This window comes from Epibacterium sp. MM17-32, from assembly GCF_022348205.1.
Classification (GTDB): Bacteria; Pseudomonadota; Alphaproteobacteria; order Rhodobacterales; family Rhodobacteraceae; genus Epibacterium.
Map to the genome: position 1 here is coordinate 402,072 of NZ_JAKRFC010000001.1, position 26,228 is coordinate 428,299.

28 protein-coding genes and 2 tRNA genes are annotated in these 26,228 nt (G+C 62.5%); 18 read left to right on the forward strand and 12 right to left on the reverse strand.

Annotated elements, in window-relative coordinates:
• Nucleotides 1-40: 40 nt before the first annotated feature.
• Nucleotides 41-916: a DUF2059 domain-containing protein gene (locus MHM88_RS01930; protein WP_239359431.1), complete on the reverse strand. Its 876-nt coding sequence runs from the start codon at nucleotides 914-916 to the stop codon at nucleotides 41-43.
• A 120-nt stretch (nucleotides 917-1,036) separates the two neighbouring features.
• On the opposite strand from MHM88_RS01930, the gene MHM88_RS01935 reads away from it, so the two are divergent.
• Together MHM88_RS01935 and MHM88_RS01940 are read left to right on the forward strand one after the other, a co-directional pair.
• A tRNA-Ser gene (locus tag MHM88_RS01935) sits at nucleotides 1,037-1,126 on the forward strand.
• 131 nt (nucleotides 1,127-1,257) lie between these two features.
• Nucleotides 1,258-1,668, forward strand: coding sequence for a DUF1801 domain-containing protein (locus MHM88_RS01940; protein WP_239359432.1), 411 nt, complete (start codon nucleotides 1,258-1,260; stop codon nucleotides 1,666-1,668).
• Nucleotides 1,669-1,762: 94 nt separating this feature from the next.
• Here the strand turns inward: MHM88_RS01940 and MHM88_RS01945 are convergent, their stop codons facing one another.
• Genes MHM88_RS01945 through MHM88_RS01955 form a run of 3 tightly spaced genes read right to left on the reverse strand, consistent with a single transcriptional unit; the run spans nucleotide 1,763 to nucleotide 4,086 of the window.
• On the reverse strand, nucleotides 1,763-2,824 hold the full coding sequence (locus MHM88_RS01945) for a methyltetrahydrofolate cobalamin methyltransferase (protein WP_239359434.1): 1,062 nt from the start codon (nucleotides 2,822-2,824) through the stop codon (nucleotides 1,763-1,765).
• 3 nt (nucleotides 2,825-2,827) lie between these two features.
• Nucleotides 2,828-3,760: a methylenetetrahydrofolate reductase gene (locus MHM88_RS01950; RefSeq protein ID WP_239359436.1), complete on the reverse strand. Its 933-nt coding sequence runs from the start codon at nucleotides 3,758-3,760 to the stop codon at nucleotides 2,828-2,830.
• A 29-nt stretch (nucleotides 3,761-3,789) separates the two neighbouring features.
• Nucleotides 3,790-4,086 (reverse strand): virulence factor, encoded by a 297-nt coding sequence (locus tag MHM88_RS01955; RefSeq protein WP_239320110.1) that lies wholly within the window; start codon nucleotides 4,084-4,086, stop codon nucleotides 3,790-3,792.
• A gap of 299 nt (nucleotides 4,087-4,385) precedes the next feature.
• Here MHM88_RS01955 and MHM88_RS01960 point away from each other — a divergent pair, with 299 nt between their 5' ends.
• Nucleotides 4,386-5,498 carry a Ppx/GppA phosphatase family protein gene (locus tag MHM88_RS01960; protein WP_239320108.1) on the forward strand — a complete coding sequence of 371 codons (1,113 nt, stop codon included), beginning with the start codon at nucleotides 4,386-4,388 and terminating at the stop codon, nucleotides 5,496-5,498.
• A gap of 81 nt (nucleotides 5,499-5,579) precedes the next feature.
• The gene (locus MHM88_RS01965; RefSeq protein ID WP_239359438.1) at nucleotides 5,580-6,296 is read left to right on the forward strand and encodes an RlmE family RNA methyltransferase; all 717 of its coding nucleotides are present in this window, start codon (nucleotides 5,580-5,582) and stop codon (nucleotides 6,294-6,296) included.
• 3 nt (nucleotides 6,297-6,299) lie between these two features.
• Here MHM88_RS01965 and MHM88_RS01970 read toward each other — a convergent pair whose 3' ends face one another.
• The 3 genes from MHM88_RS01970 to MHM88_RS01980 all read right to left on the reverse strand — a co-directional run bounded on the left by MHM88_RS01970 (nucleotide 6,300) and on the right by MHM88_RS01980 (nucleotide 7,978).
• On the reverse strand, nucleotides 6,300-6,509 hold the full coding sequence (locus MHM88_RS01970) for a hypothetical protein (RefSeq protein WP_239359440.1): 210 nt from the start codon (nucleotides 6,507-6,509) through the stop codon (nucleotides 6,300-6,302).
• Nucleotides 6,510-6,633: 124 nt separating this feature from the next.
• Nucleotides 6,634-7,497 (reverse strand): YihY/virulence factor BrkB family protein, encoded by an 864-nt coding sequence (locus tag MHM88_RS01975; protein ID WP_239320076.1) that lies wholly within the window; start codon nucleotides 7,495-7,497, stop codon nucleotides 6,634-6,636.
• 25 nt (nucleotides 7,498-7,522) lie between these two features.
• Complete coding sequence (locus tag MHM88_RS01980) at nucleotides 7,523-7,978, reverse strand: potassium channel family protein (protein WP_239320073.1); 456 nt, start codon at nucleotides 7,976-7,978, stop codon at nucleotides 7,523-7,525.
• Nucleotides 7,979-8,099: 121 nt separating this feature from the next.
• Between MHM88_RS01980 and MHM88_RS01985 the strand changes: the two genes are divergently transcribed.
• From MHM88_RS01985 to MHM88_RS01995, 3 genes are read left to right on the forward strand one after another with little or no spacing between them, the layout of a single operon-like run.
• Nucleotides 8,100-8,765, forward strand: coding sequence for an ABC transporter ATP-binding protein (locus tag MHM88_RS01985; protein WP_239359442.1), 666 nt, complete (start codon nucleotides 8,100-8,102; stop codon nucleotides 8,763-8,765).
• Nucleotides 8,762-11,182 carry an ABC transporter permease gene (locus MHM88_RS01990; RefSeq protein WP_239359444.1) on the forward strand — a complete coding sequence of 807 codons (2,421 nt, stop codon included), beginning with the start codon at nucleotides 8,762-8,764 and terminating at the stop codon, nucleotides 11,180-11,182. The genes MHM88_RS01985 and MHM88_RS01990 overlap by 4 nt, the downstream gene beginning before the upstream one ends.
• A complete protein-coding gene (locus tag MHM88_RS01995) occupies nucleotides 11,172-12,242 on the forward strand; it encodes a lipocalin-like domain-containing protein (RefSeq protein ID WP_239359446.1) in 1,071 nt (356 codons plus the stop codon). The genes MHM88_RS01990 and MHM88_RS01995 overlap by 11 nt, the downstream gene beginning before the upstream one ends.
• A 17-nt stretch (nucleotides 12,243-12,259) precedes the next feature.
• On the opposite strand, the gene MHM88_RS02000 is transcribed toward MHM88_RS01995, so the two are convergent.
• Nucleotides 12,260-13,252, reverse strand: coding sequence for a TAXI family TRAP transporter solute-binding subunit (locus MHM88_RS02000; RefSeq protein WP_239359448.1), 993 nt, complete (start codon nucleotides 13,250-13,252; stop codon nucleotides 12,260-12,262).
• Nucleotides 13,253-13,611: 359 nt separating this feature from the next.
• Here MHM88_RS02000 and MHM88_RS02005 point away from each other — a divergent pair, with 359 nt between their 5' ends.
• From MHM88_RS02005 to ugpC, 4 genes are all read left to right on the forward strand, one after another.
• Nucleotides 13,612-14,919, forward strand: a complete 1,308-nt coding sequence (locus MHM88_RS02005) for an extracellular solute-binding protein (RefSeq protein ID WP_239320059.1) — start codon at nucleotides 13,612-13,614, stop codon at nucleotides 14,917-14,919.
• 75 nt (nucleotides 14,920-14,994) lie between these two features.
• Entirely contained in the window at nucleotides 14,995-15,876 is an 882-nt protein-coding gene (locus tag MHM88_RS02010) for an ABC transporter permease subunit (RefSeq protein WP_239359450.1), read from the forward strand.
• A 13-nt stretch (nucleotides 15,877-15,889) separates the two neighbouring features.
• Nucleotides 15,890-16,798 (forward strand): ABC transporter permease subunit, encoded by a 909-nt coding sequence (locus MHM88_RS02015; RefSeq protein ID WP_239359452.1) that lies wholly within the window; start codon nucleotides 15,890-15,892, stop codon nucleotides 16,796-16,798.
• 12 nt (nucleotides 16,799-16,810) lie between these two features.
• On the forward strand, nucleotides 16,811-17,860 hold the full coding sequence (gene ugpC, locus MHM88_RS02020; RefSeq protein ID WP_239320051.1) for a sn-glycerol-3-phosphate ABC transporter ATP-binding protein UgpC: 1,050 nt from the start codon (nucleotides 16,811-16,813) through the stop codon (nucleotides 17,858-17,860).
• Between the two features lie 110 nt (nucleotides 17,861-17,970).
• Here the strand turns inward: ugpC and MHM88_RS02025 are convergent, their stop codons facing one another.
• Nucleotides 17,971-18,807 carry a hypothetical protein gene (locus tag MHM88_RS02025; RefSeq protein ID WP_239359454.1) on the reverse strand — a complete coding sequence of 279 codons (837 nt, stop codon included), beginning with the start codon at nucleotides 18,805-18,807 and terminating at the stop codon, nucleotides 17,971-17,973.
• Between the two features lie 247 nt (nucleotides 18,808-19,054).
• Between MHM88_RS02025 and MHM88_RS02030 the strand changes: the two genes are divergently transcribed.
• Nucleotides 19,055-19,720 carry a class II aldolase/adducin family protein gene (locus MHM88_RS02030; protein ID WP_239359459.1) on the forward strand — a complete coding sequence of 222 codons (666 nt, stop codon included), beginning with the start codon at nucleotides 19,055-19,057 and terminating at the stop codon, nucleotides 19,718-19,720.
• A gap of 209 nt (nucleotides 19,721-19,929) precedes the next feature.
• On the opposite strand, the gene MHM88_RS02035 is transcribed toward MHM88_RS02030, so the two are convergent.
• Nucleotides 19,930-20,015, reverse strand: a tRNA-Leu gene (locus MHM88_RS02035).
• A gap of 166 nt (nucleotides 20,016-20,181) precedes the next feature.
• Here MHM88_RS02035 and MHM88_RS02040 point away from each other — a divergent pair.
• On the forward strand, nucleotides 20,182-20,760 hold the full coding sequence (locus MHM88_RS02040; RefSeq protein ID WP_239320044.1) for a YqaA family protein: 579 nt from the start codon (nucleotides 20,182-20,184) through the stop codon (nucleotides 20,758-20,760).
• Nucleotides 20,757-21,221 carry a disulfide bond formation protein B gene (locus tag MHM88_RS02045; protein WP_239359460.1) on the forward strand — a complete coding sequence of 155 codons (465 nt, stop codon included), beginning with the start codon at nucleotides 20,757-20,759 and terminating at the stop codon, nucleotides 21,219-21,221. Before MHM88_RS02040 ends, MHM88_RS02045 begins: the two co-directional genes overlap by 4 nt.
• Before the next feature lie 19 nt (nucleotides 21,222-21,240).
• On the opposite strand, the gene MHM88_RS02050 is transcribed toward MHM88_RS02045, so the two are convergent.
• Nucleotides 21,241-21,672 carry an Lrp/AsnC family transcriptional regulator gene (locus MHM88_RS02050; RefSeq protein ID WP_239320041.1) on the reverse strand — a complete coding sequence of 144 codons (432 nt, stop codon included), beginning with the start codon at nucleotides 21,670-21,672 and terminating at the stop codon, nucleotides 21,241-21,243.
• Between the two features lie 109 nt (nucleotides 21,673-21,781).
• Between MHM88_RS02050 and rocF the strand changes: the two genes are divergently transcribed.
• Genes rocF through MHM88_RS02065 form a run of 3 tightly spaced genes read left to right on the forward strand, consistent with a single transcriptional unit; the run spans nucleotide 21,782 to nucleotide 24,680 of the window.
• Nucleotides 21,782-22,711 carry an arginase gene (gene rocF, locus MHM88_RS02055; RefSeq protein WP_239359461.1) on the forward strand — a complete coding sequence of 310 codons (930 nt, stop codon included), beginning with the start codon at nucleotides 21,782-21,784 and terminating at the stop codon, nucleotides 22,709-22,711.
• Complete coding sequence (gene ctlX, locus MHM88_RS02060; protein ID WP_239359462.1) at nucleotides 22,708-23,637, forward strand: citrulline utilization hydrolase CtlX; 930 nt, start codon at nucleotides 22,708-22,710, stop codon at nucleotides 23,635-23,637. The genes rocF and ctlX overlap by 4 nt, the downstream gene beginning before the upstream one ends.
• The gene (locus MHM88_RS02065; protein WP_239359463.1) at nucleotides 23,634-24,680 is read left to right on the forward strand and encodes an ornithine cyclodeaminase; all 1,047 of its coding nucleotides are present in this window, start codon (nucleotides 23,634-23,636) and stop codon (nucleotides 24,678-24,680) included. Before ctlX ends, MHM88_RS02065 begins: the two co-directional genes overlap by 4 nt.
• A gap of 50 nt (nucleotides 24,681-24,730) precedes the next feature.
• On the opposite strand, the gene MHM88_RS02070 is transcribed toward MHM88_RS02065, so the two are convergent.
• Nucleotides 24,731-25,315 (reverse strand): HNH endonuclease, encoded by a 585-nt coding sequence (locus MHM88_RS02070; RefSeq protein WP_239359465.1) that lies wholly within the window; start codon nucleotides 25,313-25,315, stop codon nucleotides 24,731-24,733.
• Nucleotides 25,316-25,560: 245 nt separating this feature from the next.
• On the opposite strand from MHM88_RS02070, the gene MHM88_RS02075 reads away from it, so the two are divergent.
• A complete protein-coding gene (locus MHM88_RS02075) occupies nucleotides 25,561-26,226 on the forward strand; it encodes a pseudouridine synthase (protein ID WP_239359467.1) in 666 nt (221 codons plus the stop codon).
• Nucleotides 26,227-26,228: the final 2 nt, after the last annotated feature.

The following is a 26,228-nucleotide window of genomic DNA, read 5'->3' on the forward strand; positions in this document are numbered from 1 at the left end:
GCAGGTGAAAAATATCCACAGCGAGTGTCGTGGCCCCGGATCACAGCTCCTGCACCGGCTGCAAATCCCGCATCCGATGTGCAAGCTCCTCGAACCGATTGGCCTGAATCTCGTACTGGATCGCATTCAGCAGCTCATAGACCTCCTGCATCAGCGGGTGCTCCAGCGCCTCGACATAGGCTGCAACCTCCTCGGTGGTGAAGTCGCGATAGAGATAGGCGGAATGCGCCAGGCTGGAGGCTGCCATCTCACGGCGCATCTGATCCTCCTGGGCCTTCATCAGGGCGCGCAGCCCCTCGGCGTCGATCTGCATGTCGATGACGCCGGCAGCCGAGGCCGCCATGAGGAAGCGGAACTGGATTTCCTGAACCGCACGGAGCGCCGTCTCGGTGCCGCCGATCGCCAGGTTCATATCCTGATAGAGCGCAACCCGCGGATCATCCTCTTCGATCAGGTTGCTGACGATGCGTTCACCAGCGGCGCGGGTGTCCTCGCCATCGGTCGCCATATGCGAGGCATTCTCGACCGCGACAAGCCGCTGCCCCAGGTCGCTGGCATAAAACTCCGCCGCAAAGAACAGCGCCTCGGTCGAGAGGGTCTCTTCCAGGATGTCCAGAGCGGTGGCCTGCATCTGGTCGGTGTCGAACACTTCTGCGGTCAACCGCTCCCACTCCAGCCCGAAATCTCCGGCGTCGGCGCCGAGGATCATGGGCGCGTCGCCCGCAGATTGCGCAATGCTGTCCAGCGCCACGTCAAAGCCGGTGACCTCGAGAAACGCCTTGATCTGGTCGCGATCCGCCGCTTCGGCTCTTGCCGGCAGCAAAACCGCAACGCTCAATGCGGCGGCAAAGACACCGTGCAGCAGGAACGATACAACTGAGGCGGGGCGCAGGCGCGCTGAGAACGGTTCGGTCATGGCACAAATGTAGGGGCGCGATCCGCATCCGCAAACCAAAATCCGACTTTCTTGATATAACTGTGAAATCGCCCCTTGCACGCGGTGAAAATCACCTTTAAACGCCCTCACACCCCCCGCGGAGAGGTGCCGGAGTGGTCGAACGGGGCGGTCTCGAAAACCGTTGTGCCTTCACGGGCACCCAGGGTTCGAATCCCTGTCTCTCCGCCACTTATCCCCGCCCACATCCGCCAGCGTTTGCAGGATCTTCCACCGCCTGCACGACACGGCGCTGACCGCCGCGTTGCATCGCGCCGGGGCCGGCTTTAGGCTCGGTCTCAAGCGTTTTGGAGTGGCCCGGCATGCTGAATGCAACACCCCCCTTTTTGTCGCCGGCTGTCGCGGCGGTCTTTGCCGCCTACCCAGAGCCGGAACGGCAGGGCCTGTTGGCGTTACGCCGCATGATCTTTGCAACCGCAGAGGAGATCCCGGCGGTGGGGCGGCTGGACGAAACGTTGAAATGGGGTCAGCCTGCCTATCTGACACCTGACAGCAAATCCGGGTCGACGATCCGATTGGGGCGTCCCAAAGGCGGTGGCTTTGCCCTCTACACCCATTGCCAGACGACGCTCATGTCGGATTTCCAGGCGCTGTTCCCGGAGACCTTCCGTTATGAGGGAAACCGGGCCATTCACTTCTTGCCCGACAGCGATCCGCCTGTGGACGTGCTGAGGCTGCTGGTGCGCAACGCCCTGACCTATCACCTGAAATAACCGCACCCGCGGGGCCGATGCACGCGCATCATCCTGCGCGCACAAATGAAAAAGCCGGGCTGTGACCCGGCTTTTCTTGCTGTTTTGTGATGCGTCAGGCGCGGCGGCGACGGCCACCGGAGCGGCCACCCCGGCCGCGTGCCTCTTCGCCCTCTTTGGCGGGCGCCTTGTTGAACTTGATCCAGTCGCCGCCGTGCGGGTCGTTGTTGGTCAGCAGGTTGGCGGCGCGGATGGCCTCCATCTCCTTGCCGGCGCGCGGCAGAGTGGACCCGAGACCGAACAGGGTCACAAAGGTCTCGTCGTCCATGCCTTCGGGCAGGATGATGCCAGCGGCGGCAACCTGTTCCTTCTTCTCGGCAATCGCCTTTTGCGTCACCGGCAGTGCCACCGGGTTCATGATCGCAGAGGTCATGCCCGCGCCCATGGCCATCGGCAGGAAGGCGTTGTTGATGCCGTGCCGGTTCGGCAGGCCGAAGGACACGTTGGAAGCGCCGCAAGTGGTGTTCACGCCCAGCTCCTCGCGCAGCCTGCGCACCAGGGCAAAAACCTGCTGACCCGCGGTCGCCATGGCGCCGATCGGCATCACCAGCGGGTCGACAACGATGTCATGCGCGGGAATGCCGAAATCGGCGGCGCGTTCGACGATCTTCTTGGCCACCGCAAAGCGCACATCCGGGTCCTCGGAGATGCCGGTGTCGTCGTTGGAGATCGCCACCACCGGAACATTGTACTTTTTCACCAGCGGCAGCACGTGCTCCAGACGCTCTTCCTCGCCGGTGACGGAGTTCAGCAGCGGGCGACCTTCGGCAGCCTGCAGCCCGGCCTCAAGCGCGGCGGGAACCGAGGAGTCGATGCACAGCGGCGTGTCGGTCAGCCCCTGCACCAGCTCGATGATCTTGGTCATCAGCGGCGGCTCGGTCTCGTTGGGGTTCGGGTTGGAGTTGTAGACAACGCCCGCGTTGATATCGAGGATGTTGGCCCCCGCCATCACCTGTGCCAGCGCGTCCTTCTCCACGGTGGAGAAATCACCTGCTTCCAGCTCTGCGGCCAGCTTCTTGCGACCGGTGGGATTGATCCGCTCACCGATCACGCAGAACGGCTGGTCAAAGCCCAGAATGGCGGTTTTTGACTTAGATTCTACGACAGTACGGGTCATTGTTTATCCTTGCTGTTTGACAGGCTGCGTGGACTCGCCGCCATTGTTGATTGCCCAGGTGGCATTGGTCTTGATACCGCCCAGGGGGAAGAAATGCACGTTGGTGATGTTGAAATCCGGGTTTGCCGCCTTGTAGGCCGCCAGTTCGGTCAGCACCTCGGTAGGCTCGTAAGGCAGCATCAGCTTGGTCACATCCATGGCGCGTTTCTGCAGCACTTTCAGCGACGGGCCGACACCGCAGGCGATGGCGAATTTGATCAGCGTCTGCAACTTGGCCGGCCCCGCGATGCCGATGTGGATCGGCAGGTCGATGCCCGCGTCCTTCAGGCCGTTCGCCCAGGCGATGATCGGCTTGGCCTCAAAGGCGAACTGCGTCGCCAGCGCCATCTTGGCATCGGTGCGCTCGGAGAATTTCTGTTTCCAGGACAGCGCTTCGGAGACGTTCTTCATCGAACCATCGGGGTCGATGTCCTTGTTGCCCTCGGGGTGGCCGGCCACATGCAGATTGGTGAAGCCCGCCTTGTCAAAGAGGCCGGTTTCCAAAAGCTGCATGGAGCTGTCGAACTCGCCATGCGGTGTTGCCACGCCACCCGCAAGCATCAGCGCCTGCTTGACGTCGGCCTCGCCCTGATAGCGGGCGATCCAGTCCGCCAATGTGGCCTCATCCTTGATGATACGCGCCGGGAAATGCGGCATCACCGGATAGCCCTCGTCGTTCAGGCGTTTGGCGGTGGCGACCATTTCCTCGATCGGGGTGCCCTCGATGTGGGCGATATAGACGCGGGTGCCGGCGGGCAGCAGCTCGCGGAAATCCTCGACCTTTTGTGCCGTGCGCGGCATCACCTCGATGGAATAATCCTGGAGGAAGGCCTCAAGGTGCGGATTGACGATGGTCTCGGTCTCGGAACCGCGTTTTTTGAAATTCAGCAAAGCCATGGCGGCCTCCCATAGTGAGCTCAGGGCTGTCATGCCCAACCGTCGTTTGCGATCAGCGCCTTGAGGCGGTCCTGATCATATTCCTCTTCCAGACGGGTCGCCTCGGCTTCGGCGATATCCCCCGGATCCCCTTCGATGGTCACGGGGGCGGCCTTGCGCCATTCCGCAAGATAGGCGTCGCTGTCCTTGGCGTTCACCTTCATGGCTGCGCGGTCGATGGCCTGCTCGAAGCGTTCTTCCAGCTGGCGTTTTGCACCACGCCGCCCCTTGCCCACGATGACCTGGGCCGGGATGTCGCGCCAATATACGATGGTGACGTCGGGCATTGCCGTTCCTTTCCGATACGTCTGTCGTATCGTGTTTCTAGTGCGCCGCAGATCGCTTGGTGCGTCGGATTTCGACAACACAAGGGGAATGAGCGACCTTTTGCGGATCATGCTACGGGTTCGCACCCTTGGATGCCAAGAAATTGCAACGTCAAATTTTTCAACAAGATCATGAGGCCCGAAACCCGGCGCGGACCAGGTCCGGTGGCAAATCAAACAATCGGCTGATGGCAGTACCTTGCAGATCCGCCCCGCCGGACGTACTGTCATCTCAACACGATAATCGGAGGGCGTGATTCATGGCGCCCAGGCGTTCCAAAGGTGCAGGAGCGTTTCCCAAAGCGGTTGAGACCCCTGTACCAGCCCGGCCGGATCCGGATGCGCTCTATGCGGCGCTGGATCTTGGCACCAACAGTTGCAGGATGCTGATTGCCCAACCCAAGGGCAGCGGCTTTCATGTGGTGGACAGTTTTTCAAAGTCGGTGCAGCTTGGCTCCGGCCTTGAAAAGACGGGACGATTGTCCCGGTCCTCCATGGCGCGCACCATTCAGGCGTTGCGCATCTGCCAGCAGAAGATCAACCGCAACCGGGTCAAACGCATGCGGCTTGTCGCGACAGAAGCCTGTCGGCGGGCCAAGAACGGGCGTGACTTCATGCGCCAGATCAAGCGTGAAACCGGGATGACGATGGAAATTATCCAGCCCGAGGAGGAAGCCCGCCTGGCGGTGATTTCCTGCGCGCCGCTGGTGTCGACCAAGACCGAGCAGCTGCTGGTCGTGGACATTGGCGGCGGCTCGACCGAGCTGGTCTGGATCGATATCTCCTCGATCGCGCGCCGGGACCGCCCCTCTGCCATCATGCGGCTGCACGCCGGGTTCCACAGCACCGAAAGCCCGTTTCCCGCCGCCAAGGTGGTGGACTGGATTTCCGTCCCGCTTGGCGTGGCAACATTGCGCGACCAGTTCAGCGACGTGGAAGATGACGCCGCCCGTTTTGCGCTGATGAGCTGGTTCTTCGAGGAAAACCTGTCGGATTTTGCGCCCTACAAGGACGAACAGGCCCGCGAGGGGTTCCAGATCGTCGGCACCTCTGGCACCGTCACCACGGTGGCCGCCTCGCATCTGGGGCTGAAACGCTATGACCGCACCAAGGTCGACGGGCTGCGGATGACCTCCGATCAGATCGACAAGGTGATCCGCGGCTATTTGGAACTGGGGCCGCAGGGACGCCGCCGCGATCCGCGGATTGGCGAGGACCGTCAGGCGCTCATCATGTCCGGCGCCGCGATCCTGCAGGCGCTGTTGCGCTGCTGGCCCACGGACCGGCTGTCAGTGGCGGACCGAGGCCTGCGCGAAGGGTTGCTCTATGCGCAGATGAGTGCCGATGGCGTGCTGGAGGACGGCCCGTTCTGAGGCCCCTTTCTGAGCGGCGCGAGATCGGCTATAGCGCGTCAGCTGTGACATCAGTCAGGACCGCGCGAAAGAGGATAGACCATGGCGAAGAAACCGACAGGCAAGAACACCTCCGGTCGCGGGCAGCGCGATCTGACCGTCAAGGTCAAGACAGCGCGCGGACGTAAGCTCAGCTCGACCCGCTGGCTGCAACGTCAGCTCAACGACCCCTATGTTAAACGGGCCCAGGCCGAAGGCTATCGCGGACGTGCGGCGTTCAAGATCATGGAGCTGGACGACAAATACCGGTTTCTGGTGCCCGGCGCCCGTGTCGTGGACCTCGGCTGTGCGCCGGGCGGCTGGGCGCAGGTGGCGGTGCCCCGGGTCAATGCGCTCGGCGAGAAAACCGGCAAGGCGATCGGACGTATCATCGGCGTGGACCTGCAAGAGGTCGAACCCCTTGCCGGGGCGGAGTTTTATCAGCTGGACTTCATGGACGAAGGGGCTGACGACAAGGTCAAGGACTGGCTTGGCGGCAAGGCGGATGTGGTGATGTCGGATATGGCGGCGTCCAGTTCCGGTCACAAGCAGACCGACCACTTGCGGATCATGTCGCTGTGCGAAACCGCCGCCTATTTTGCCTTTGACGTGCTCGAAGAAGGCGGGACCTTCGTGGCCAAGGTGCTGGCCGGGGGCGCCGAGGGCGAGCTGCAAAAGCTGCTGAAGCAGAAATTCACAAGCGTGGCCAACGTGAAACCACCCGCATCGCGGTCCGACAGTTCAGAAAAATTCGTCGTGGCCAGCGGCTTTCGCGGCTGATCGTCACCGCGTCAACGGCCAGACACGCGACGCACGAGAGGCCCGCAGAGAGCGCAAGGCGCGGTCCTTGAGCGCGTTGATCGCCTCGGATTCGGTCAGACGCGGCGCGCTGCCAGATGCTGCGGTCGCACCACCAGGGCCCGCAGCCCCTGCGGGCACGCGGCTGAGATGCAGCAGCCGCTCCCTGCCCTTTGCCATCGCTGATTTTGCCATGTGAGTCTCCGAAACCTGTGCCCTATGGATGTCGAGGTCCCATAGGGCCGTCCGGACGGGGCTCCGCAGCGGCAGAAATGCGGCAAAACCTGCGCCCCTCGTAACAATTTTCGGGGAATTCGGGTCACGCCTTGTCTGCAAGCCGGTCGGTTTGCAGCACGCCGTTGATCTCGGCGCCGAGGATCAGGATCGCGGCATTGAGGTAGAGGAAGATCAACGCCGCCATTGCCCCCGCGAGACCCGCATAGGTCGCGGAATAGCTGGCAAAGCTCGATACATAAAAGGCAAACCCCAACCCGGCCGCCCACCACAGGATCAGGGTCGTGATCGCCCCCGGCAGGATCAGCGAGACCGGCGCCCGCCGGGGCAACAGCACCAGATGATAGAGAAACACCGCCGCCACCGGCACGACGGCGACAACCAGGCCACTGGCGCCGTTCTCCCACCCGCGCAGAAAATCCAGGTCCGGAAAGAACCGGGCCAGAAACCGCGCCGCCAGCGGCAGGAACAGCTCGAAAATCGCCGCAAACAACAGCCCCACGCCGCCGAGGATCACCAGCCCCAGCGAAATCAGTCGGTGTTTCCAGAACGGCCGCGTTTCCTCCTGCCCATAGGCACGCAGCATCGCGATCCGGATCGCATCAACCCCGTTGGAGGCAAAATAGAGCGCAAGGATCCCGCCCAACGTCATCAGCCCGGTGCCAGAGGTCTCCAGCACCGCATAGACCTCGCGCGTGATCGGAGCGGCCACCGACTGTGGCCAGCTGCCAAAGACCAGCCCGACCACATCCTCGACCACCACGCGGTGGGACAGCAGGCTGGCGATGGCACCGCTGAGTGCAACGGTGAACAGCACAAAGGGAAACAGCGCCATCATCATCGACATGGCGATATGGCTGCTGAGCACCCAAGCGTTCTTGGAATTGAAGCGCCGGAGGGCACGGCGCAGGACCTGAAATGCCCTTCTTGCCTGGTGTCCCGCTGCCATATGTGTCTCCCTTGAAATGATTTTATTACAATGAGTTCGGCGTGCGTCTTGATGTCTGTTCAGAGAACCCCGGCCGCATGACAGCCACCAGGAACGCCGTGCTGATGCCAAAGGCCAGCATGCCTGTCATAGCAGCAAAGGAGGCAAAGATGCGATGTCCTTCATCCAGAACGATGTCGCCATATCCCAGGGTGGTATAGGTGGCGATGGAAAAATAGACGGCGGCGTTCCAGGTGGCAAAGCTGGCCGCCTTCAACATCAGTGCCGCCGACCAGATCCAGACCTGCGCCGTATGGGCGCCGACGATGAACCCGATCGAAATCAGCAGCACGCCCAGCTGCCGCGGCCGTTCGGACAGATGGCCAAAACGCGTCTGGTGCCGGCGCAGGGCTTCGACGCACCAGACCAGCATTGCCGCCTCCAGCACCAGACAACCGCCGAGGAAGAAACTGCCCCAGACGATCTGCTGAATCAGGGTCATCTCGCTTTGCTCCTTCTGTCACCGCCACAGGCCAGATTGACGCAGCCTAAAAATCGTCACTTGATCGTGCAACCTCCGCATTACATCCATGAGACAAGACATTGGGACAAGGGGCTTTCTTTTGCTTTTGCGCGTTCAGGACCTGACACGCCGATACCCGGGGCAGACCAGGGCCGTGCTGCAGGGCGCCGGGTTCGAGCTGGATCGCGGCGAGAGCGTGGCGCTGACCGGAGAGAGCGGCTCCGGTAAATCCACGTTGCTGCACATGCTGGCCGCGCTGGACCAGCCCGATGCGGGGCAGATCCTGCTCGATGGCGCGGACATCAGCAGGCTGGATGATCGCACCGCCTCCGCCGTGCGGCGGCGCCGGATCGCCTTGGTGTTCCAGCATTTCAATCTGATACCGGCGCTGACCGTGGCCGAGAATATCGCGCTGCATGCCCGCCTTGGCAAATGCCATGAGGCGGAGTGGACCAACCACCTGGCCGAGCGGATGGGACTGGCGGACCTGATGCGGCGCTACCCGGAACAGATCTCCGGCGGGCAGCAGCAACGCGTGGCGATCGCCCGGGCGCTGGCCCTGCGCCCGGATGTGCTGCTGGCGGATGAACCGACCGGAAACCTCGACGAATACGCCAGCGAGGAAGTGCTGCGGCTGATGCTGGAGCTGGTGAGCGAGGCGGGCAGCGCCTTGTTGCTGGTCACCCATTCGCAGCAAATTGCCGCCCGGTGTCAACGCCACCTGCACCTCAGCGGCGGGCAAATAACCGAGGGCGCCTGCGCATGAGGCTGACATTGGCCACGCTGTTGCGCCATTGGCGGCGGATGCCGTTGCAACTGGGCTTGATGATCGCGGGTCTGGCACTGGCCACGGCGCTGTGGTCGGCGGTGCAGGCAATCAATGGCGAGGCGCGGGCCTCTTATGCGCGGGCCGTGGAACAGCTCGGCAGTGCGCAACTGCCCGCGCTGACCGCTCCGGACGGGCGCATCCCGCTTGCCACCTATGTCAGCCTACGGCGCGCCGGTTGGCAGCTGTCGCCGGTGCTGGAGGGGCGCTGGTCGCCGGGTCGCAGGCCGGTCACGCTGATGGGAGTGGATGTGTTGAGCCACCCGGTGACAGCGGCGATGGTGGCGGCAGAGGCCGAAGCCGACCCCGATGCGCCTCCCTTTGCGACGGTGATGCAACGCGAGACCCTGTTTGCGCACCCCGATCGTCTGCCGGATCTGGAGGGCAGCGGCTATCGCCTGCTGCCGCTGCCGCATCTGCCGCCGGATGTGGTGATCGGCGATCTGGCGCTGGTCGCAACCCTGCTCGACCGGCCGGACGCGCTGACGCGGCTTTTGATATTGCCGCAGCAACCCATGGGCCTGACACCGCTTGCGGAGCTTGCCCCCAGTCTGCGCGTCGGGCGTGTGCAGGACGGGGTTGCCGGGGATCCGCAGCGGCTGACCCGCAGTTTTCACCTCAATCTCTCGGCCTTTGGGTTGCTGTCGTTTGCGGTGGGTCTGTTCATCGTGCAGGGCAGCGTGACGCTTGGGCTGGAACAGCGCCGGGGCCAGATCCAGACCCTGCGCTGTCTCGGCGTGCCGCTGTCGCAGCTGATGCTGGCGCTGGCGATCGAGCTGGTGGTGTTTGCCTTGGTCGCAGGGCTGATCGGCCTCGTCATCGGCTACGGTCTGGCCGGGCTGCTGCTGCCGGATGTCACCGCCACGCTTCGCGGCCTCTATGGGGCGCCGGTGGACGGTGAACTGACCCTGCGCCCGGGGTGGGTTCTGTCCGGGCTGGCCATGTCGGTTGGCGGCACATTGCTGGCGGGCACTCAGGCCTTTTTGGCGCTGCGCCGCATGGCGCGCAGCCTGTCGCAATCGCCCGTGAGCGGGGCCAGACGCGGCGCGCACCACTGGCTGCGCCTGGCGGCAGGGGGGCTCGTGCTCATGGGCCTCGGGACGTTGATCGGGGGGATCTGGCCCGGGCTTCTGACCGGGTTTGTCTGGCTGGCGGGTCTTATGGTTGGCGCGGCGCTGCTGTTGCCGGCGCTCCTGCATGCGGCCAGCCACCTGATTCCAACCGGGCCAGACAGCCCGCTGCGCGCCTGGCTGATCGCCGACAGCCGCCTGCAATTGCCGGGGCTGTCGCTCTCGCTGATGGCGCTGTGTCTCGCGGTAGCCACCAATATAGGCGTTGGAACCATGGTGTCCAGCTTCCGGCTGACCTTCGTCGACTGGATCGACCAGCGGCTGCTGGCCGACCTTTATGTGCAGCCCGAAACGGAAACGATGGAGGCGGAGCTGATGCGTTGGGCGCAGCAGGCGGGCGTGCGCGCCCTGCCCCGCTACCAGATCGACAGCCGCAGCGGCAATGCGCCCCTGCGGCTGTTCGGGATCACCGATGATCCGAGATACGCCGAAGAGTGGCCCCTTTTGCGCAGCCAGCCTGACGTCTGGACCCGCCTGTTCGATCAGGGGGAGATCCTGATCAACGAACAACTGGCACATCGACAGGGGCTGTCCCCCGGAGCGGTGGTTGAACTGGCGCCGGGTTGGAGCGCCCGAGTTGCCGGTGTCTATGCCGACTATGGCAACCCGGATGGGCAGGCTTACATGTCGATCGACGCCATGCGTGATCGCGATATGCCGATGACCCTGTCGCAGATCGGATTGGTGGCACCGGCGGACACAGCCATCGAGGATCTGGCGCAGGAGCTGCGCGCCGCGCTCGCCCTGCCGCCCGGTGCCGTGATCCGACGCGACGCGATCCGGGCAACTTCGACGGCGATCTTTGATCGTACTTTCGTGGTGACCGGCGCACTGAATGTGCTGACTCTGGCCGTTGCCGGCTTTGCCATGCTGACCAGTTTTCTCAGTCAATGGAGCCGACGCCTGCCGCAGCTGTCACCGCTGTGGGCAATGGGGGTCACCCGTCGTCAGCTGGCACTGTGCGAAGTGCTGCGCAGCCTCGGCTTTGCGGCGGGAACCTTCCTGCTGGCGTTGCCGCTGGGGCTGCTGCTGGCCTGGATCCTGCTGGCCCATATCAACCTGGAGGCCTTTGGATGGCGCGTGCCGATGACCTTGTTCCCCGACGACTGGCTGCGGCTGTTCGCCCTGACGCTCCTGGCGGCGGCGGTGGCGGCGCTGGGACCGGCGACGCGTCTGCTGCGGCTGTCTCCGGCCCGTCTTCTGGGGGTGTTCTCACATGATCGCTAATGCTGTTGTCCGGACCTGCGCCCTTGTGCTTGGCGTCCTCGTTGGGGTCGCGCCGACCGTGGTCGCGGCGCAAGGCTATGCCGGGCTTGGCACCCAGGCAGAGGGGTTTACGGTTCCCACTCCGGGGCAGAGCCTGGAATTTCCCGCCGATCACGCGGCCCATCCCGATTACCGGATCGAATGGTGGTATCTCACCGCAACGCTTGAAACCGCAAGCGGCGCGCAGCTTGGGGTGCAATGGACCCTGTTCAGATCCGCACTGGCCCCTGGAACCGCCCCCGGCTGGAACAGCCCGCAGGTCTGGATGGGGCACGCCGCCGTGACGACGCAACAGCAGCATTACTATGCGGAGCGCCTGGCGCGCGGCGGGATTGGACAGGCGGGCGTGTCGCTTGATCCGTTTGAGGCCTGGATCGATGACTGGGCGATGACCTCAATGGATAACACGCTCGACGGTCTGAGCCTGCAAGCGCGTGGCGAGGAGTTCGGCTATGATCTCTTCCTGCGTGCGGAGGGGCCGCTGGTCCTGCATGGAGAGGCCGGTTATTCGGTGAAATCGGCACAGGGGCAGGCAAGCTACTACTACGCCCAGCCCGGCTACCGGGTGAGTGGTACCGTACGGTTGCCGCAGGGGGATCTGGAGGTCACCGGCAAAGCCTGGCTGGATCGGGAATGGTCAAGCCAGCCCCTGGCGGCGGATCAATCCGGCTGGGACTGGTTCTCTCTCCACCTTGATGGCGGCGACAAGCTGATGGGGTTTGTGCTGCGCAGCGACAGCGGGGATTTCAGCTCCGGCACCTGGATTGAAGCAGACGGGACCACCATCCCGCTGGCGCCTGGGTCACTCGCGGCTGAGCCCCTGGGCTGGAGCGCGGTCGCGGGGCGGCAGGTCCCGACCAGCTGGCGTGTTTCGCTGCCCGAGCGGGATCTCGCGGTGGAGGTGCGCGCACTGAACCCAAACGCCTGGATGGGCACCGTGTTTCCCTATTGGGAGGGGCCGGTAGAGGTCTCGGGGTCGCATCAGGGGCGGGGCTATCTTGAAATGACCGGCTACGACTAGGGTCGGCGCGCCCCGGATCAGGGGGAGCTGCGCTCCAGCAGACCGTCAAAGCGGTAGTAGGCGCGCGCCGCGCGATGCAGCGGAGCGGTCTGGTAATCCTCCACCATGCTGGCCGCGTTGAGCGCCCCAAAGGCGGGATGGGCACGGCGAAGCGTGTCGAGATTGGAGAAGACGCTGCGCACCATTTCATGCACGACCTTCAGCTTCTGCTGCCGCGTGGTCACCAGCGTCGCCGCAAAGCCAAAGGAATGCACCACCTCGGGATTGCCGCGATAGAGATGGGCCGGGATCTGGGCAAAATCATAGAACGGGCTGCTCGACACGATGGCGCGGATCTGCGGATCATTCACCGGGACCAGCAGGGAATCGCAGGCGGTGGTTGCGGCTTCGACCGAGGCGGAGGGATGGCCGACCGTGAACACCATCGCATCGATTTCATCTGCACACAGCGCTTCGGACTGGGTTTCGGCCGGCAATTCATGCACTTCGGCAAAACTGTCCCTGCTCCAGCCGAGCACCGCCATCAACCCCTCCATGGTGGCCCGCTGACCAGATCCGGGATTGCCGATATTGACCCGTTTGCCGCGCAGGTCCGAAAAACTGTGGATATCCGCATCGACCCGCGCCACCACGGTGAACACCTCTCCGTGGAGCGAGAACAGCGCCCGCAGATCCGAGAACGGAACCCCGTTTGCCAGCAGCGGCGTGCCCGCGACAGCCTGGGCCTGCCAGTCGGACTGGACGATCGCAAAATCCAGTTCGCCCCGGCGTAGCGCCTGGAGATTCGCCACCGATCCATTGGTCACCTCTGCCGTGCAGCGAATGCCGTGACGGCGGCGATCCTTGTTCAGCAACCGGCAGATTGCCGTGCCCATCGGGTAATACAGACCGGAGACAGAGCCGGTGCCGATGGTAATGAAATCCTCGGCCCGGGCGGGGGCCGCGACCACGATCACGGCGGTCAGCCATGTTGCCCATAGACGGGCGCACCGCCTTGCAATTTTTCCCATACTGTCCCCGCCCCCACGCTGTGCGCGCAAAATTCCAAAGGGGGCAGAGCCTGTCAAGGTGAATGCCCCCAAGGCATGGAAACCCGGAACCGTCAGCTCCGCGGCCTGACTTCAAAGCTGACGTCCGGAAATAGTTCTGTGTCATAAAAAGGTTATCAAAGACTTGTAGCTGAGCACACGTGTTCGCGGACTCACGTCCAGCCCCGCTTTCCGGTCTCAAACCGGGCTGCGGGAATGGATCAGGGGGCGCGAAAACGGGGGCCACGCTGTCATATAGATATTTCAAAATACTGGCAGCATCCCGGCGTCCGAAACAGTGAATTCACCCCGTTCCCGGGGTAACAGACTTGGAGATGTCGATGACAATCTGGAAAATCGCAGCGCTGAACGTCGCCGCTGCCATCACCGCCACCGCGGCCTTTGCCGAAACCGAAATCACCCTGTGGCACGCGATGGGCGGCCAGCTGGGCGAGACCGTCAACAAGATCGCCGAAGACTTCAACGCGTCCCAGGACGACTACAAGATCACACCGGTGTTCAAAGGCTCCTATGAAGAGACCCTGACCGCCGGTATCGCCGCCTTCCGCGCTGGCGAGCAGCCCAACATCATGCAGGTGTTCGACGCCGGTGCCGCCACCGTGATCGGTGCCAAGGGCGCGACCATCCCGGTTCAGGACCTGCTGACCGACAATGGCGTCAACTTCGACATCAACGACTACATCTCCGGCGTGCGCTACTTCTACGCCGACAGCGATGGCAAGATGATCGGCATGCCGTTCAACTCCTCCTCGCCGATCATGTATTTCAACGTGGACGCGCTGGAAAAAGCAGGCGTCTCCGCCCCCAAGACATGGGAAGAGTTCCAGACCGTGACCGCGCCCGCCCTGAAGGACGCCGGCTACATCGGCCTGAGCCAGTCGCACCTGCCCTGGATCTTTACCGAGAACTTCCATAGCCGCCACAACCTGCCGTTTGCCACCAACGACAACGGCTATGAAGGCGCAGAAGGCACCGAGATCCTCGTCAACAACGACGCCATCAAGGCGCATTTCACCGCTCTGACCGAGTGGAAGGAAAACGGCTTCTTTGAATGGTATGGCACCGGTTGGGGCGACAACCAGCAGCCCTTCGAGGACGGCGATGTCGCCATCTGGCTCGGCTCCTCCGGCTCCTTCGGCGGGCTGATGTCCAAGGATCTCGGCTTTGAGTTCTCCGCCACCTACCTGCCCTATTGGGAAGGTGTGACCACCGAGCCCAAGCAGACCTTCATCGGCGGCGCATCGCTGTTTGCCATGTCCGGTCACGACGCCGAGGAAAACGAAGCCACCGCCAAGTTCTTCGAGTTCCTGACCTCCTCCGACGTGCAGTATTTCTGGCACAAGGAAACCGGCTACGTTCCGATCACCGAAGCAGCCTATGAGCAAGCCAAGGCAGACGGCCACTATGACCGTTTCCCGGCGGCCGAAGTTGGCATCCAGCAGCTGTCCCTGCCCGGTGGCGACAACACCAAAGGCTACCGCATGGGCTTCTACGTCCAGATCCGTGACGTGATGAACCGCGAATATGGCCGCATCCTGACCGGCGAGACCTCGGTCGAAGACGCCTTCAACAACATCGAGAAAGAAGCCAACGACCTGCTGGCGCGCTTTGCCAAGACCCAGGGCTAAGCTCTCTCATATCCGGGGCAATCCGCGTCATCCGCGCGGGTTGCCCCATTTTCTTTTGCCGATGGAAGACCCCTCATGAAACGTGCCGGATTCACCACTGTCTGGCTGCCCGTAGCGCTGTTGCTGCCGCAGTTGATGATCATTGCGATCTTCTTCTACTGGCCAGCCGCCTGGGCGGTGCAGTCGTCATTCTACCTTCAGGACCCGTTTGGGTTTGGTTCAACCTTTGTCGGGGTCGAGAACTACACCGACCTGATGGCCAACTCCGAATATGGCAAGGTGGCGCGTTTCACCGTGATCTATACCGCGCTGGTGACGTTCTTCTCGCTGGCGATCGCCCTGCTGCTGGCGGTGAAGGCGGACAAGGTCATCAAGGGCGCAAAGTCCTATCGCACGCTGCTGATGTGGGTCTACGCGATCGCCCCGCCGGTGGCGGGGTTCCTGGGGCTGATGTTCTTTGATCAGCGCAATGGTCCGATGACCGAGATGTTTCAGGCGCTGGGCTGGGATTTCCGCCTGGGTGCGGATTACAACTCCACCGCCACCGCAATGGTGATCGTGGCAGTGTGGAAGCAGATCCCGGTCAATTTCATTTTCTTTCTCTCGGGGCTGCAATCGATCCCGAAATCCGTGCGCGAGGCCGCATTGATCGACAACCGCTCCGCCTCGGGGCGCTTCTGGGACGTGACCTTTCCCCTGCTCGCGCCGACCGCGTTCTTCCTGCTGATCATCAATATCACCTATGCGCTGTTCGACACCTTCGGGATCATCGACACGCTGGTGCGGTCGGAGCCCGGCAACAACCCGGTGACACTGGTCTACAAGGTCTTTGTCGATGGGTTCCGCGGCAATGATCTCGGCGGGTCCTCTGCACAATCGGTGATCCTGATGGTGCTGGTGCTACTGCTCACCGTTTTCCAGTTCCGGCTGATCGAACGCCGGATTCACTACACCTGAGGAGGGTCGGATCATGACAGATATGACACAGGCCAGCATCGCCACCCCGGTGCGTCCACGCCGCTCCAAACGCTTTCGCTGGTCGCAGGTGTTTGACCACGCGATCCTGTGCACGGGCGCGTTCTTCATGGTGTTTCCGGTGTTCCTGGTGCTGATGACCACCAGCTTCGAGGACGCGGACATCGTGCGCAACGGGCTCCAGTTCGGCTTTGAAGGCCAGATGCTGGAGAATTTTGACGCTGCGATGTTCGAGGCCGCCGGGTTCAGCAAGGCGATCACCGGCACCCGGATGCTGATGAACTCGCTGATCCTCGGCTTTGGCTTTGCGATCGGCAAGATCGTAATTTCCATGATGGCGGCCTATGCCATCGTGTATTTCCGGCTGCGGTTTGCGACCTTTGCCTTCTGGATCATCTTTACCACGCTGCTGCTGCCGCTGGAGGTGCGCATCCTGCCCTCTTACGAGGCGATCCAGAGCCTTGGCCTCGCCAATACCTACACCGGGCTGATTGTCCCGCTGATCGCCTCTGCCACCGGCACGTTCTTCTTCCGTCAGTTCTTCCGCTCGATCCCCGAAGAGCTGGTGGAGGCCGCGCGCATTGACGGCGCCGGGCCGATCAAGTTCTTCATCGACATTCTGGTGCCGCTGAGCCGCACCATGATCGCGGCGATCTTCATCATCATGTTTGTCTATGGCTGGAACCAGTACCTCTGGCCGACGCTGATCACCACCGATGAGGGCATGTTCACCCTGGTGCGCGGCATCAAGCAGATCGTGCAGGTGCTGAGCCAGACCGGCGCGATGATCCCCGAATACGGCAAGGCGCTGGCGCTCTCTCTGATCGCCATGATCCCGCCTGTCCTCATCGTCATTTTCTTCCAGAGCTGGTTCGTCAAGGGCCTGACGGAATCCGATAAATAAGGAACTGAACCTATGGCACAGGTAACACTGGACCGTGTCCGCAAGACCTATCCCAACGGCTTTGAAGCCGTGCAACCCTGCTCTGTCGAGATCCCTGATGGTGAGCTGGTGGTGCTGGTCGGCCCCTCGGGCTGCGGGAAATCCACTTTGTTGCGCATGATCGCAGGGCTTGAGGACATCACCGATGGGGCGCTCTCGATTGGCACGGATGTGGTCAACGACAAGGACCCGGCAGATCGCAACATCGCGATGGTCTTTCAGAACTACGCGCTCTATCCCCATATGAGCGTTGCAAAAAACATGGGCTACGGGCTGAAGAACCGCGGCGCCTCCAAGGCCGAGATTGACGCCAAGGTGCAAGAGGCCGCGCGTATTCTGAACCTCGGCGACTATCTTGATCGTCGGCCGAGCCAGCTGTCGGGCGGGCAGCGCCAGCGCGTCGCCATGGGGCGCGCCATCGTGCGCGATCCGGAGCTGTTCCTGTTTGACGAGCCGCTGTCGAATTTGGACGCCAAGCTGCGCAACCAGATGCGGATCGAAATCCGGGCGTTGCAGCAGCGGCTTGGGGTGACCTCGGTCTATGTCACCCACGATCAGGTCGAGGCGATGACAATGGCGGACCGCATCATCGTGCTGAATGCCGGGCGCGTGGAGCAGATCGGCACCCCGACCGAAATCTACGAACGCCCTGCCTCGACCTTTGTGGCCGGATTCATGGGCGCGCCGCCGATGAACCTGATGACGGCGGCGCTGGTCTCCGGTCAGCTGCAAGTCGGGGGCGAGACGAAACTGCCCCTCACCCCGCCTGCTGTGGCAACGGATGAGGTGCTTGTCGGATACCGGCCCGAGGATGTGCGTCTGGGCGGCGACGGCTCTGTGGTGCTCGATGTGCAGATCATCGAGGAGCTGGGCGCAAACCGGCTGCTGCATGGTCAGCTGGGCGGACAGGCGTTCTCGATCAGCATCGGCAAGGACGAACAGGCTCAGGTCGGCCCGCAGCCGATCACCCTGCCCCAGGATCGCGTCCACTTTTTCCACCCCGAGCGCGGCACGCGTCTCTGATCCCGGTGCAGAGTAACGTGCAGCAATAACAAGGCCGGCGACTGCGACGTCGCCGGCCCATTGGCAAGATCATCGCCCGCGGTGCGGGCGTGGGTCCCACAGCCTCCGGGTCAAACGGTTGCAGGCGGCGGGCCGAGTTTCTTGCGCCAGGAGGCAATCGCCTTGATCCGCGTCGACATCTTCTGATTGAGATCCAGCATGTCTTTCACGGTTTTCATCGCCTTCACATCCGGTGCGCTGGCCCCCTTGGACGCCCAGTCCGCCATGGCCTTGAATATGGCCTCGCCGGTCTTGTTCTCGGTGCTGCTCTTTGGATAGAGCTTGGCGATATTGCCGACATTCTGGTTGATGTCGCGCGCCGCTTTCAGAATGTTCTCGGAAAAGAACTTCAACGCTTCGGTTTCGTCGCCGTTTGAGTTGCGCTGGTTCTGCGCCACAAACAGCGCGCCTTTTTTCAGGGTCGCGTCGAGGTTTTTTCCCAGAACATTCAGGGATCGCACCGCATCGGTCATTTCCTTGCCGCGCTTGCCGACGATCTGCTTGTTCATGTTGAGCTGCGCTTCACCGCTGACGATGATCGCTTCGAGGTCCTTCTCCAGCACGTTGAGGCTGTCGAGCTTCATCTTGGAGCCGGTTTTTTTCAGCTCGTCCTTCCACGCCGTGTCCAGAACCTTGACATAGGCCGCGCAGGCTTTCTTGGCAGAGGACAGCGCCTTGTCCAGATCTTCGAGCGCCTTCAGCTGCTTGTCCAACGGATCCTTCCTATCGCGCGCCCCATTGCGATAGTCGGTGAACGCCTTGTCCATCGCCTTGAAATTGGTGGACAGCTTTGTCTTCTGGATCGCCTTGATAAAGGCATCGCTCGGCTTTTTGGATTTCGTGTTCTTTTCGAACGCCGTCTTGGCGCGTTCCCATTCCTTCGCCCAACTTCCTGCTTCTACTGCCATATTCGTTCCTCCTTGGTGCCAATTGCCTGTTCACAATAATCTGATTAGCGGGCTGCGCGCCGTCCCACCAGTCGGGAGCGGCAAAACTTTGAAACAACCTGCGTCTCATCTGGTCTCACGCAGCAGCCCGCAGGTTCCGTCGCGGCGTGTGCGACTTTTTCCAGCGCCCTGCGGTCTGGCGCAAGGCTTTGTGCCGCGCGCGTAAAAACGCTATGTAGCGGAGACAGCAACAAGGGGATGCGTGCCCATGACCATCTATGGCGACAGCTTCGAGACCCGCGAAGCAATGATCGAGGCCTGCCGCGCGTTGAACCAAAGCGGCGTCAACCAGGGCACCTCCGGCAATATTTCGGTGCGCGTCGGCGCGGATTTTCTGATCACCCCGTCCGGCGTTCCCTACGAGGGGCTCACCCCTGACCTGATCGTACGCCTGCCACTGGACCCAACTCAGCAGGCAGCGCCCGGGCAGATGAAACCCTCGACGGAATGGCCCTTTCACCGTGCCCTGCTGGTTGCCAAACCCGAGATGAAGGCGGTGGTGCACGCCCATCCGGTTCATTGCTGTGCATTGGCCATGAACCGCCAGAGCATACCGGCCTGCCACTATATGGTGGCTGCGTTCGGCGGCACCGACGTGCCTTTGGCGGAGTATGCGTTGTTCGGCTCCGACGCGCTCTCGGACAGTATCACCGCGGCCATGCGGGAGCGCTCTGCCTGTCTGATGGCCAATCACGGCGCCGTTGTCTGCGGCGAGACGCTCGAGAAGGCGATGTGGCGCATGGGCGAGCTGGAAGCCCTCGCCAAGAGCTATATCGCAAGCCTCTCCATCGGCACGCCGCATATCCTGAGCGACGCGGAAATGGCCGAGGTGCTGGCGGCCTTTGCCGGCTACGGCCCGGCGCGCGAGTCCTGATGCGCCGGGGGCTGGTCATGGCATGAGCGCGTCGCACGCCCTTGCTTTGCTGCTGATCCTGGGCACCGTGGCCCTGATCGGTCTTGGGCTGAGGTGGTATTTCCTCCCCGAGGATGACGACGACGATTTTCTCTGACGTCACCGCCTCCACGAGAAAAGCCGCCGGTTTCGCAACCAGCGGCTTTCTCAAGCAAAACAGTGCTTTGCGATGGTACCCAAGGCCGGACTCGAACCGGCACGCTGTCACCAGCGGGGGATTTTGAATCCCCTGCGTCTACCATTCCGCCACTTGGGCCTGCTGCGTGTCCTAGCGCTGCTTTTGCCCGAGGTCCAGAGCCAAATGTGGGCACAGGCGCAGAAAATTGACCAATTCAGCGCTGTCGCAAACAGTTGAGTTGACCCCCGGGCGCCTGCATGCAACGTCAGCCGGGACTTTTCCATCAAGGACATTGCCCTCTGACATGTTGCGCCCTCTTTATGATCGGACCATGGCCCTGGCGGACCACCCGCATGCGCTGTGGTGGCTGGCGATTGTCGCCTTTGTCGAAAGCTCCGTGTTTCCCATACCGCCCGACGTGTTGATGATCCCGATGATCCTGGCGCGCCCGTCCCGCGCCTGGCTGATTGCGCTTGTGGCGCTTGCGGCTTCGGTGGCCGGGGGGCTGCTGGGCTATGTGATCGGGGCGTTCTTCTACGAGGGGATCGGCCTGCCGGTGCTCGAAGCAATGGGCAAGGCCGACAAGATGGCCGAGTTTAATACCCGGTTCAACGATTTCGGCTTCTGGGCCGTGCTGATCGCCGGGGTCACGCCCTTCCCCTACAAGGTCATCACCATCATGTCCGGTTGGACCGGCATGCCGATCGCCACTTTCGTCGCCACGTCGATCCTGGCGCGGGCGCTGCGGTTCTTTCTCGTGGCGGGTCTGTTGTGGCAATTCGGCGCCCCGGTGCGCGATTTCATTGAAAAGCGTCTGGGGCTGGTGTTCACCGTCTTCTGCCTGCTGCTGTTGGGCGGCTTTCTTGCACTGAGGTATCTATGACATTCAGCCGTTTTCTCATCCTGATCGCCGCCGGAGGGTCCGCCGCGCTGCTGCTTGGCGCTTTCGGGTTTCAGTACATTGGCGAGCTTGTCCCCTGCAAGATGTGCATCTGGCAACGCTACCCGCATGGGGCGGCGGTTGGACTCGGCGTTCTTGCGGTTCTGATCCCCGGTGCGGTGCTGCCCTACCTGGGGGCTTTGGCGGCCCTGACGACGGCTGCGATCGGCGCGTTTCACGCCGGCGTCGAACAGGGCTGGTGGGAAGGTCCGACCACCTGCACCTCGGGCGCGATCGACGGTCTCAGCGCGGATGAACTGATGTCGCAGATCATGTCGGCGCCGCTGGTGCGCTGTGACGACATCCCGTGGGAGATGTTCGGCCTGTCCATGGCCGGATGGAACGCGGTGATCTCGCTGGGGCTGGCCGCGATTTGGGTCGCGGCAGCCCGTCACGCGCGCTGACGGTCAGGCGCGCTGACGGTCAAGCGCGACTGTCTTTCTTGGTGGCCAGCAGCAGATTGGTTTCGCTGGACACCACCCCGTCGAACATGCGGATCTTGGCCAGCGCCTCGTCGAGGGTTTCCAGCGTTTCGGTCCCCAGCTCCACGATCAGGTCCCAGCGCCCGTTGGTGGTGTGTATCGCACGCACCTCGGGCAGCCCCTGAAGCTGGCGCGTGATCCGCGACGCCCCGCGCCCCTCGATGCCGATCATCATCAGCCCGCGGACCGGATCGCGCAGCACGTCCTCCTTCAGCACCACCGTGAACCCCAGGATATCACCGCGCGACTGAAGCCGCTCGATCCGGGTGCGCACCGTGGTGCGCGACAGTTCCAACTGCATGGCCAGATCGGAGAGCGAGGCCCGCGCGTCATGGCGCAGTGCCGAGATCAGGCGTTCATCCGTTTTGTCCATAATCTACGTCCGTTTTGCGTTGTCTCTTCTCCTTATGGTCAATTTGCTCTCTGTTTTCCACCTCAAAACGGAGAAATATCAAAGTGACCCACAATCAAGGAGATTTCGGATGTCCTCTCGACACTGTATTCTCGTCGGCGCGCCCGTCGACAGCGGCAAGCGCCGCACCGGCTGCCTGATGGGCCCGGATGCCTATCGCACTGCCGGGCTCGCCCCCGCTCTCGAAAGCCTCGGCCACACGGTCGAGGATATCGGCAATGTCACACCTGCCCCGCATGCCCCCGATGATGGCAGTGGCCCCCTGCACGAGCCTAATCTGACCCGCGCCTGGACCGAGAGCCTGTCCGAAGCCGCAGAAGCCGCCATGGCGCGCGGCATGCCGATTTTCCTCGGCGGCGATCACGCTCTGGCATTGGGCACCGTTCGCGGTGTTGCCAACCACGCCACAACCCAAGGGCGCCCGCTGTTTGTGCTCTGGCTCGATGCCCATAGCGACTATCACTCGCTGGACAGCACCGATTCCGGCAACCTGCATGGCTGCCCGGTGCGCTATTTCACCGGTCAGGCACCGTTTGAGGGCTTCCCGCCGGTGCCGAACCCGGTGCCGCCGGAAAATGTCTGCATGATCGGTCTGCGGTCCGTCGACACCGCAGAACGCGACGCCATGGAGAAGGTCGGCATTCACCGCCACGACATGCGCGATATCGATGAGAACGGCATCGCCCGCCCGCTGAGCGCCTTTCTGGAAAAGGTCGCCGCCCAGAACGGCATGCTGCATGTCTCGCTAGATGTGGATTTCCTCGACCCCGCCGTCGCACCTGCGGTTGGCACCACTGTTCCAGGCGGCGCCACCGTGCGCGAGGGTCATCTGGTCTGCGAAATCCTGCATGACAGCGGCCTGATGACCTCGATGGATCTGGTGGAGCTGAACCCCTTCCTGGATGAGCGTGGCCGCACCGCGCATCTGATGGTCGATCTTTGTGCCTCTGCCATGGGGCGGCGCGTGTTTGACCGCCCAACCCGGAGCTACAACGCATGAGCATGCTTCAGGCTCCTGCGGCAGTCGTCATGGTGCGACCGCATCACTTTACCTCGAACCCGGAAACCCGAGGGGACAATGCGTTTCAGGCGCAGGCCGATGCCAATGCCGACACCATCAGCGCCCGCGCGATCGCCGAGTTCGACGGCGCGGTCGCTGCGCTGCGCGACGCAGGCGTAACGGTCCATGTGTTCGAGGACACCAGCCGCGACACCCCGGATTCCGTCTTTCCCAACAACTGGTTCTCCACCCACGCCGGTGGTCATGTGGCGGTCTACCCGATGTTTGCGGCCAACCGGCGCCGAGAGCGGCGCTGGGACGTGATCGAGATGCTGAAGCGGGAGTACCGCGTTCAGGACGTGATCGATTATTCCGGCCTGGAACAGGACGCTCTGTCGCTCGAAGGCACCGGCGCCATGGTGCTCGATCACATCGGGCGCATTGCCTATACGGTCAAATCAAACCGCGCCGATCCGGTGCTGCTGGAGCGGTTCTGCACCCATTTCAACTATGAACCGATGGTGTTCGAAGCCTGCGACGATCAGGGGCGCGACGTGTATCACACCAATGTCCTGATGGGCATCGGCACCGACTACGCGCTGATCTGCCTGGACATGATCCGCGACGCCACCCGCCGCGCCGAGGTCAGGCAGCGGCTCGAAGAAAGCGGGCGCAGCGTCATCGACCTGTCCGCCGCGCAGATCCAGAACTTTCTCGGCAATACCTTCGAACTGACCGGGCACCGGCGCGTGCTGGCGCTGTCCGCCCGCGCGGCACAGGCACTGACCCCGGACCAGCGGGCGGTGATCGAACGCTCGGCAGAGCTGCTGCCGCTCTCCATTCCCACACTTGAAACGGCCGGTGGGTCAGTGCGCTGCATGCTCGCCGGCATTCACCTCAGCCCCCGTCAAAGGACCATGCAATGACCCAACCTTCCGATAAGGCCCTTGTTCCTTTTGTCAGCGTAGACAACATGATGCGCCTCATTCATCATGTCGGCATCGAGGATGTGATGCGCAGTCTGGCCGACTATATCGAGGCCGATTTCAAACGCTGGGAGCTGTTTGACAAGACCCCCCGTGTCGCCAGTCACTCCGACGTCGGTGTGATCGAGCTGATGCCCACTTCTGATGGCGAGGCTTACGGGTTCAAATACGTCAACGGCCACCCCAAGAACACCTCCGAGGGGCTGCAGACCGTGACGGCCTTTGGTCTGCTCGCCGATGTCTATACCGGCTATCCGGTGCTGCTGACAGAGATGACCATCCTCACCGCCCTGCGCACCGCCGCGACCTCGGCCATGGTGGCCAAGCATCTCGCCCCCAAGGGCGCGGATACCATGGCGATGATCGGCAATGGCGCACAGTCGGAATTTCAGACGCTGGCGATGAAGGCGATCATCGGTCTCAAGGCCGTGCGCCTTTATGACAAGGACCCGGCGGCAACCGAGAAATGCGCGCAGAACCTTGCGGGGCTTGGGGTGGATGTGACCATCTGCAAAACCCCGGAAGAGGCGATCGAGGGCGCACAGATCCTCACCACCTGCACCGCGGACAAGCAATATGCCACCATCCTGACCGACAACATGGTCGGCAGCGGAGTGCATATCAACGCCATCGGCGGCGACTGCCCCGGCAAGACAGAGCTTGCGCCCGGCATCCTCAACCGGTCTGACGTGTTTGTGGAATATCCGCCGCAAACCCGCGTCGAGGGCGAGATCCAGCAGATGCCCGAGGACTTCGCCGTGACGGAACTCTGGGAAGTGATCTCCGGTCACAAACCGGGCCGGACCGGTGATCGTCAAATCACGCTTTTTGACAGTGTCGGCTTTGCGATCGAGGATTTCTCGGCCCTGCGCTACATTCGCGACCGCATCAAGGGCACGGATTACTTCATCGATCTCGACATGCTGGCAGATCCGGATGATCCGCGTGACCTCTTTGGCATGGTGCAACGCGCCAAGGTCTGACGCAGAAAGCGCGCCTCTCGGGGCGCGCTTTTGATTTTAAACCAAAGACTTCAGGCTTCCAGTTCACTGTCCCAATAAAGATAGTCCATCCAGCTTTCATGCAGGTAGCCGGGCGGGAACTTGCGGCCCGTATTGCGCAGTTCCTCCGCCCCGGGACGGCGCGGGGGCTTGCGCAGGGACATGCCCGCACGGTGCAAAGGCTTGGAGCCTTTCTTGAGATTGCAGCGCGAACAGGCCGCCACCACATTTTCCCAGCTGGTCACGCCGCCCGCCGCGCGTGGTACCACGTGGTCAAAGGTCAGATCGCCCTTGGCCCCGCAATACTGACAGCAGAATTCGTCCCGCAAGAATAAATTAAAGCGCGTGAAGGCCACGCGCTTTTGGGGTTTGACAAAATCCTTCAGTACCACGACCGACGGTATTCGAATTTCGGTGCTGGGACTGCGCACAACCTCGTCATACTCGGCCACGATGGCAACCCGGTCGAGCCAAGCGGCTTTGACGGCGTCCTGCCATGGCCAGAGTGACAAGGGGTAGTATGACAAAGGACGATAATCCGCGTTCAACACCAGCGCTGGATGTTGTTTCAGAGCCCCCGGCTCCCTTACGAATTCTGTCCTGAAGTCTCCGTCCATCAACGTCTTCCTCGCCCTGCTTGCCTCGTATCGGCACCAGAGCGGGGAACCCGCCCCAGCTTGAGATTAACTATATATCGTGGCCGGAGCCTGACAAGCCCCAAAGCGCCACCAGATGTCGTGTGAGATAGGATGATTCCGTTACAGCAGCGTGACAGTTATCCACAGCCCGCAAAACAGGCATTCCGCAGCGCGGCATCTGCACAGGCTTGCACCACGGCTCGCCTGCCCGTAGAGCCAACCCCATGAGCCGCTTGATCCGTTTCAACAAACCCTTTGATGTGCTGCCGCAGTTCACTGATCGCGGCAGCGAAGGCAGTCCGCGCGCCACGCTGAGCGACTATGTCGATTGCCCCGGCGTCTATCCCGCCGGGCGTCTGGACCGCAACAGTGAAGGGTTGATGCTGCTCACCGACAATGGCCGTCTGCAGGCCTGGATCAGCGACCCCAAGCACAAGCTGGAAAAAACCTATTGGGTGCAGGTCGAGGGTATCCCCGATGAGGACGCTCTGAACTTACTCCGCCAAGGGGTTGAACTAAAAGACGGAATGACCCGCCCTGCCAAGGCACGCCTGATCAATGAGCCTGCTCAGCTCTGGGCCCGCACGCCGCCGATCCGGGAACGCAAATCCGTGCCCACCGCGTGGCTCGAGTTGAAGATCACCGAAGGCAAGAACCGGCAGGTCCGGCGCATGACAGCCGCCGTCGGGCATCCAACCTTGCGGCTGATCCGCTACGCCATTGGCGCTTGGACACTGGAGGGGCTGGCGCAGGGCAAATGGCAGGACCTGGACCCACCGCGCGTGCCCGGCCCGCCAAAACCCGCCGCTAAACCCAACCGCAAACATGCTGCAAAACGGCGCGCCGGTGCGACATCTGCCCGCAAACCCCGACAGCGCCGCGACGGCTGATC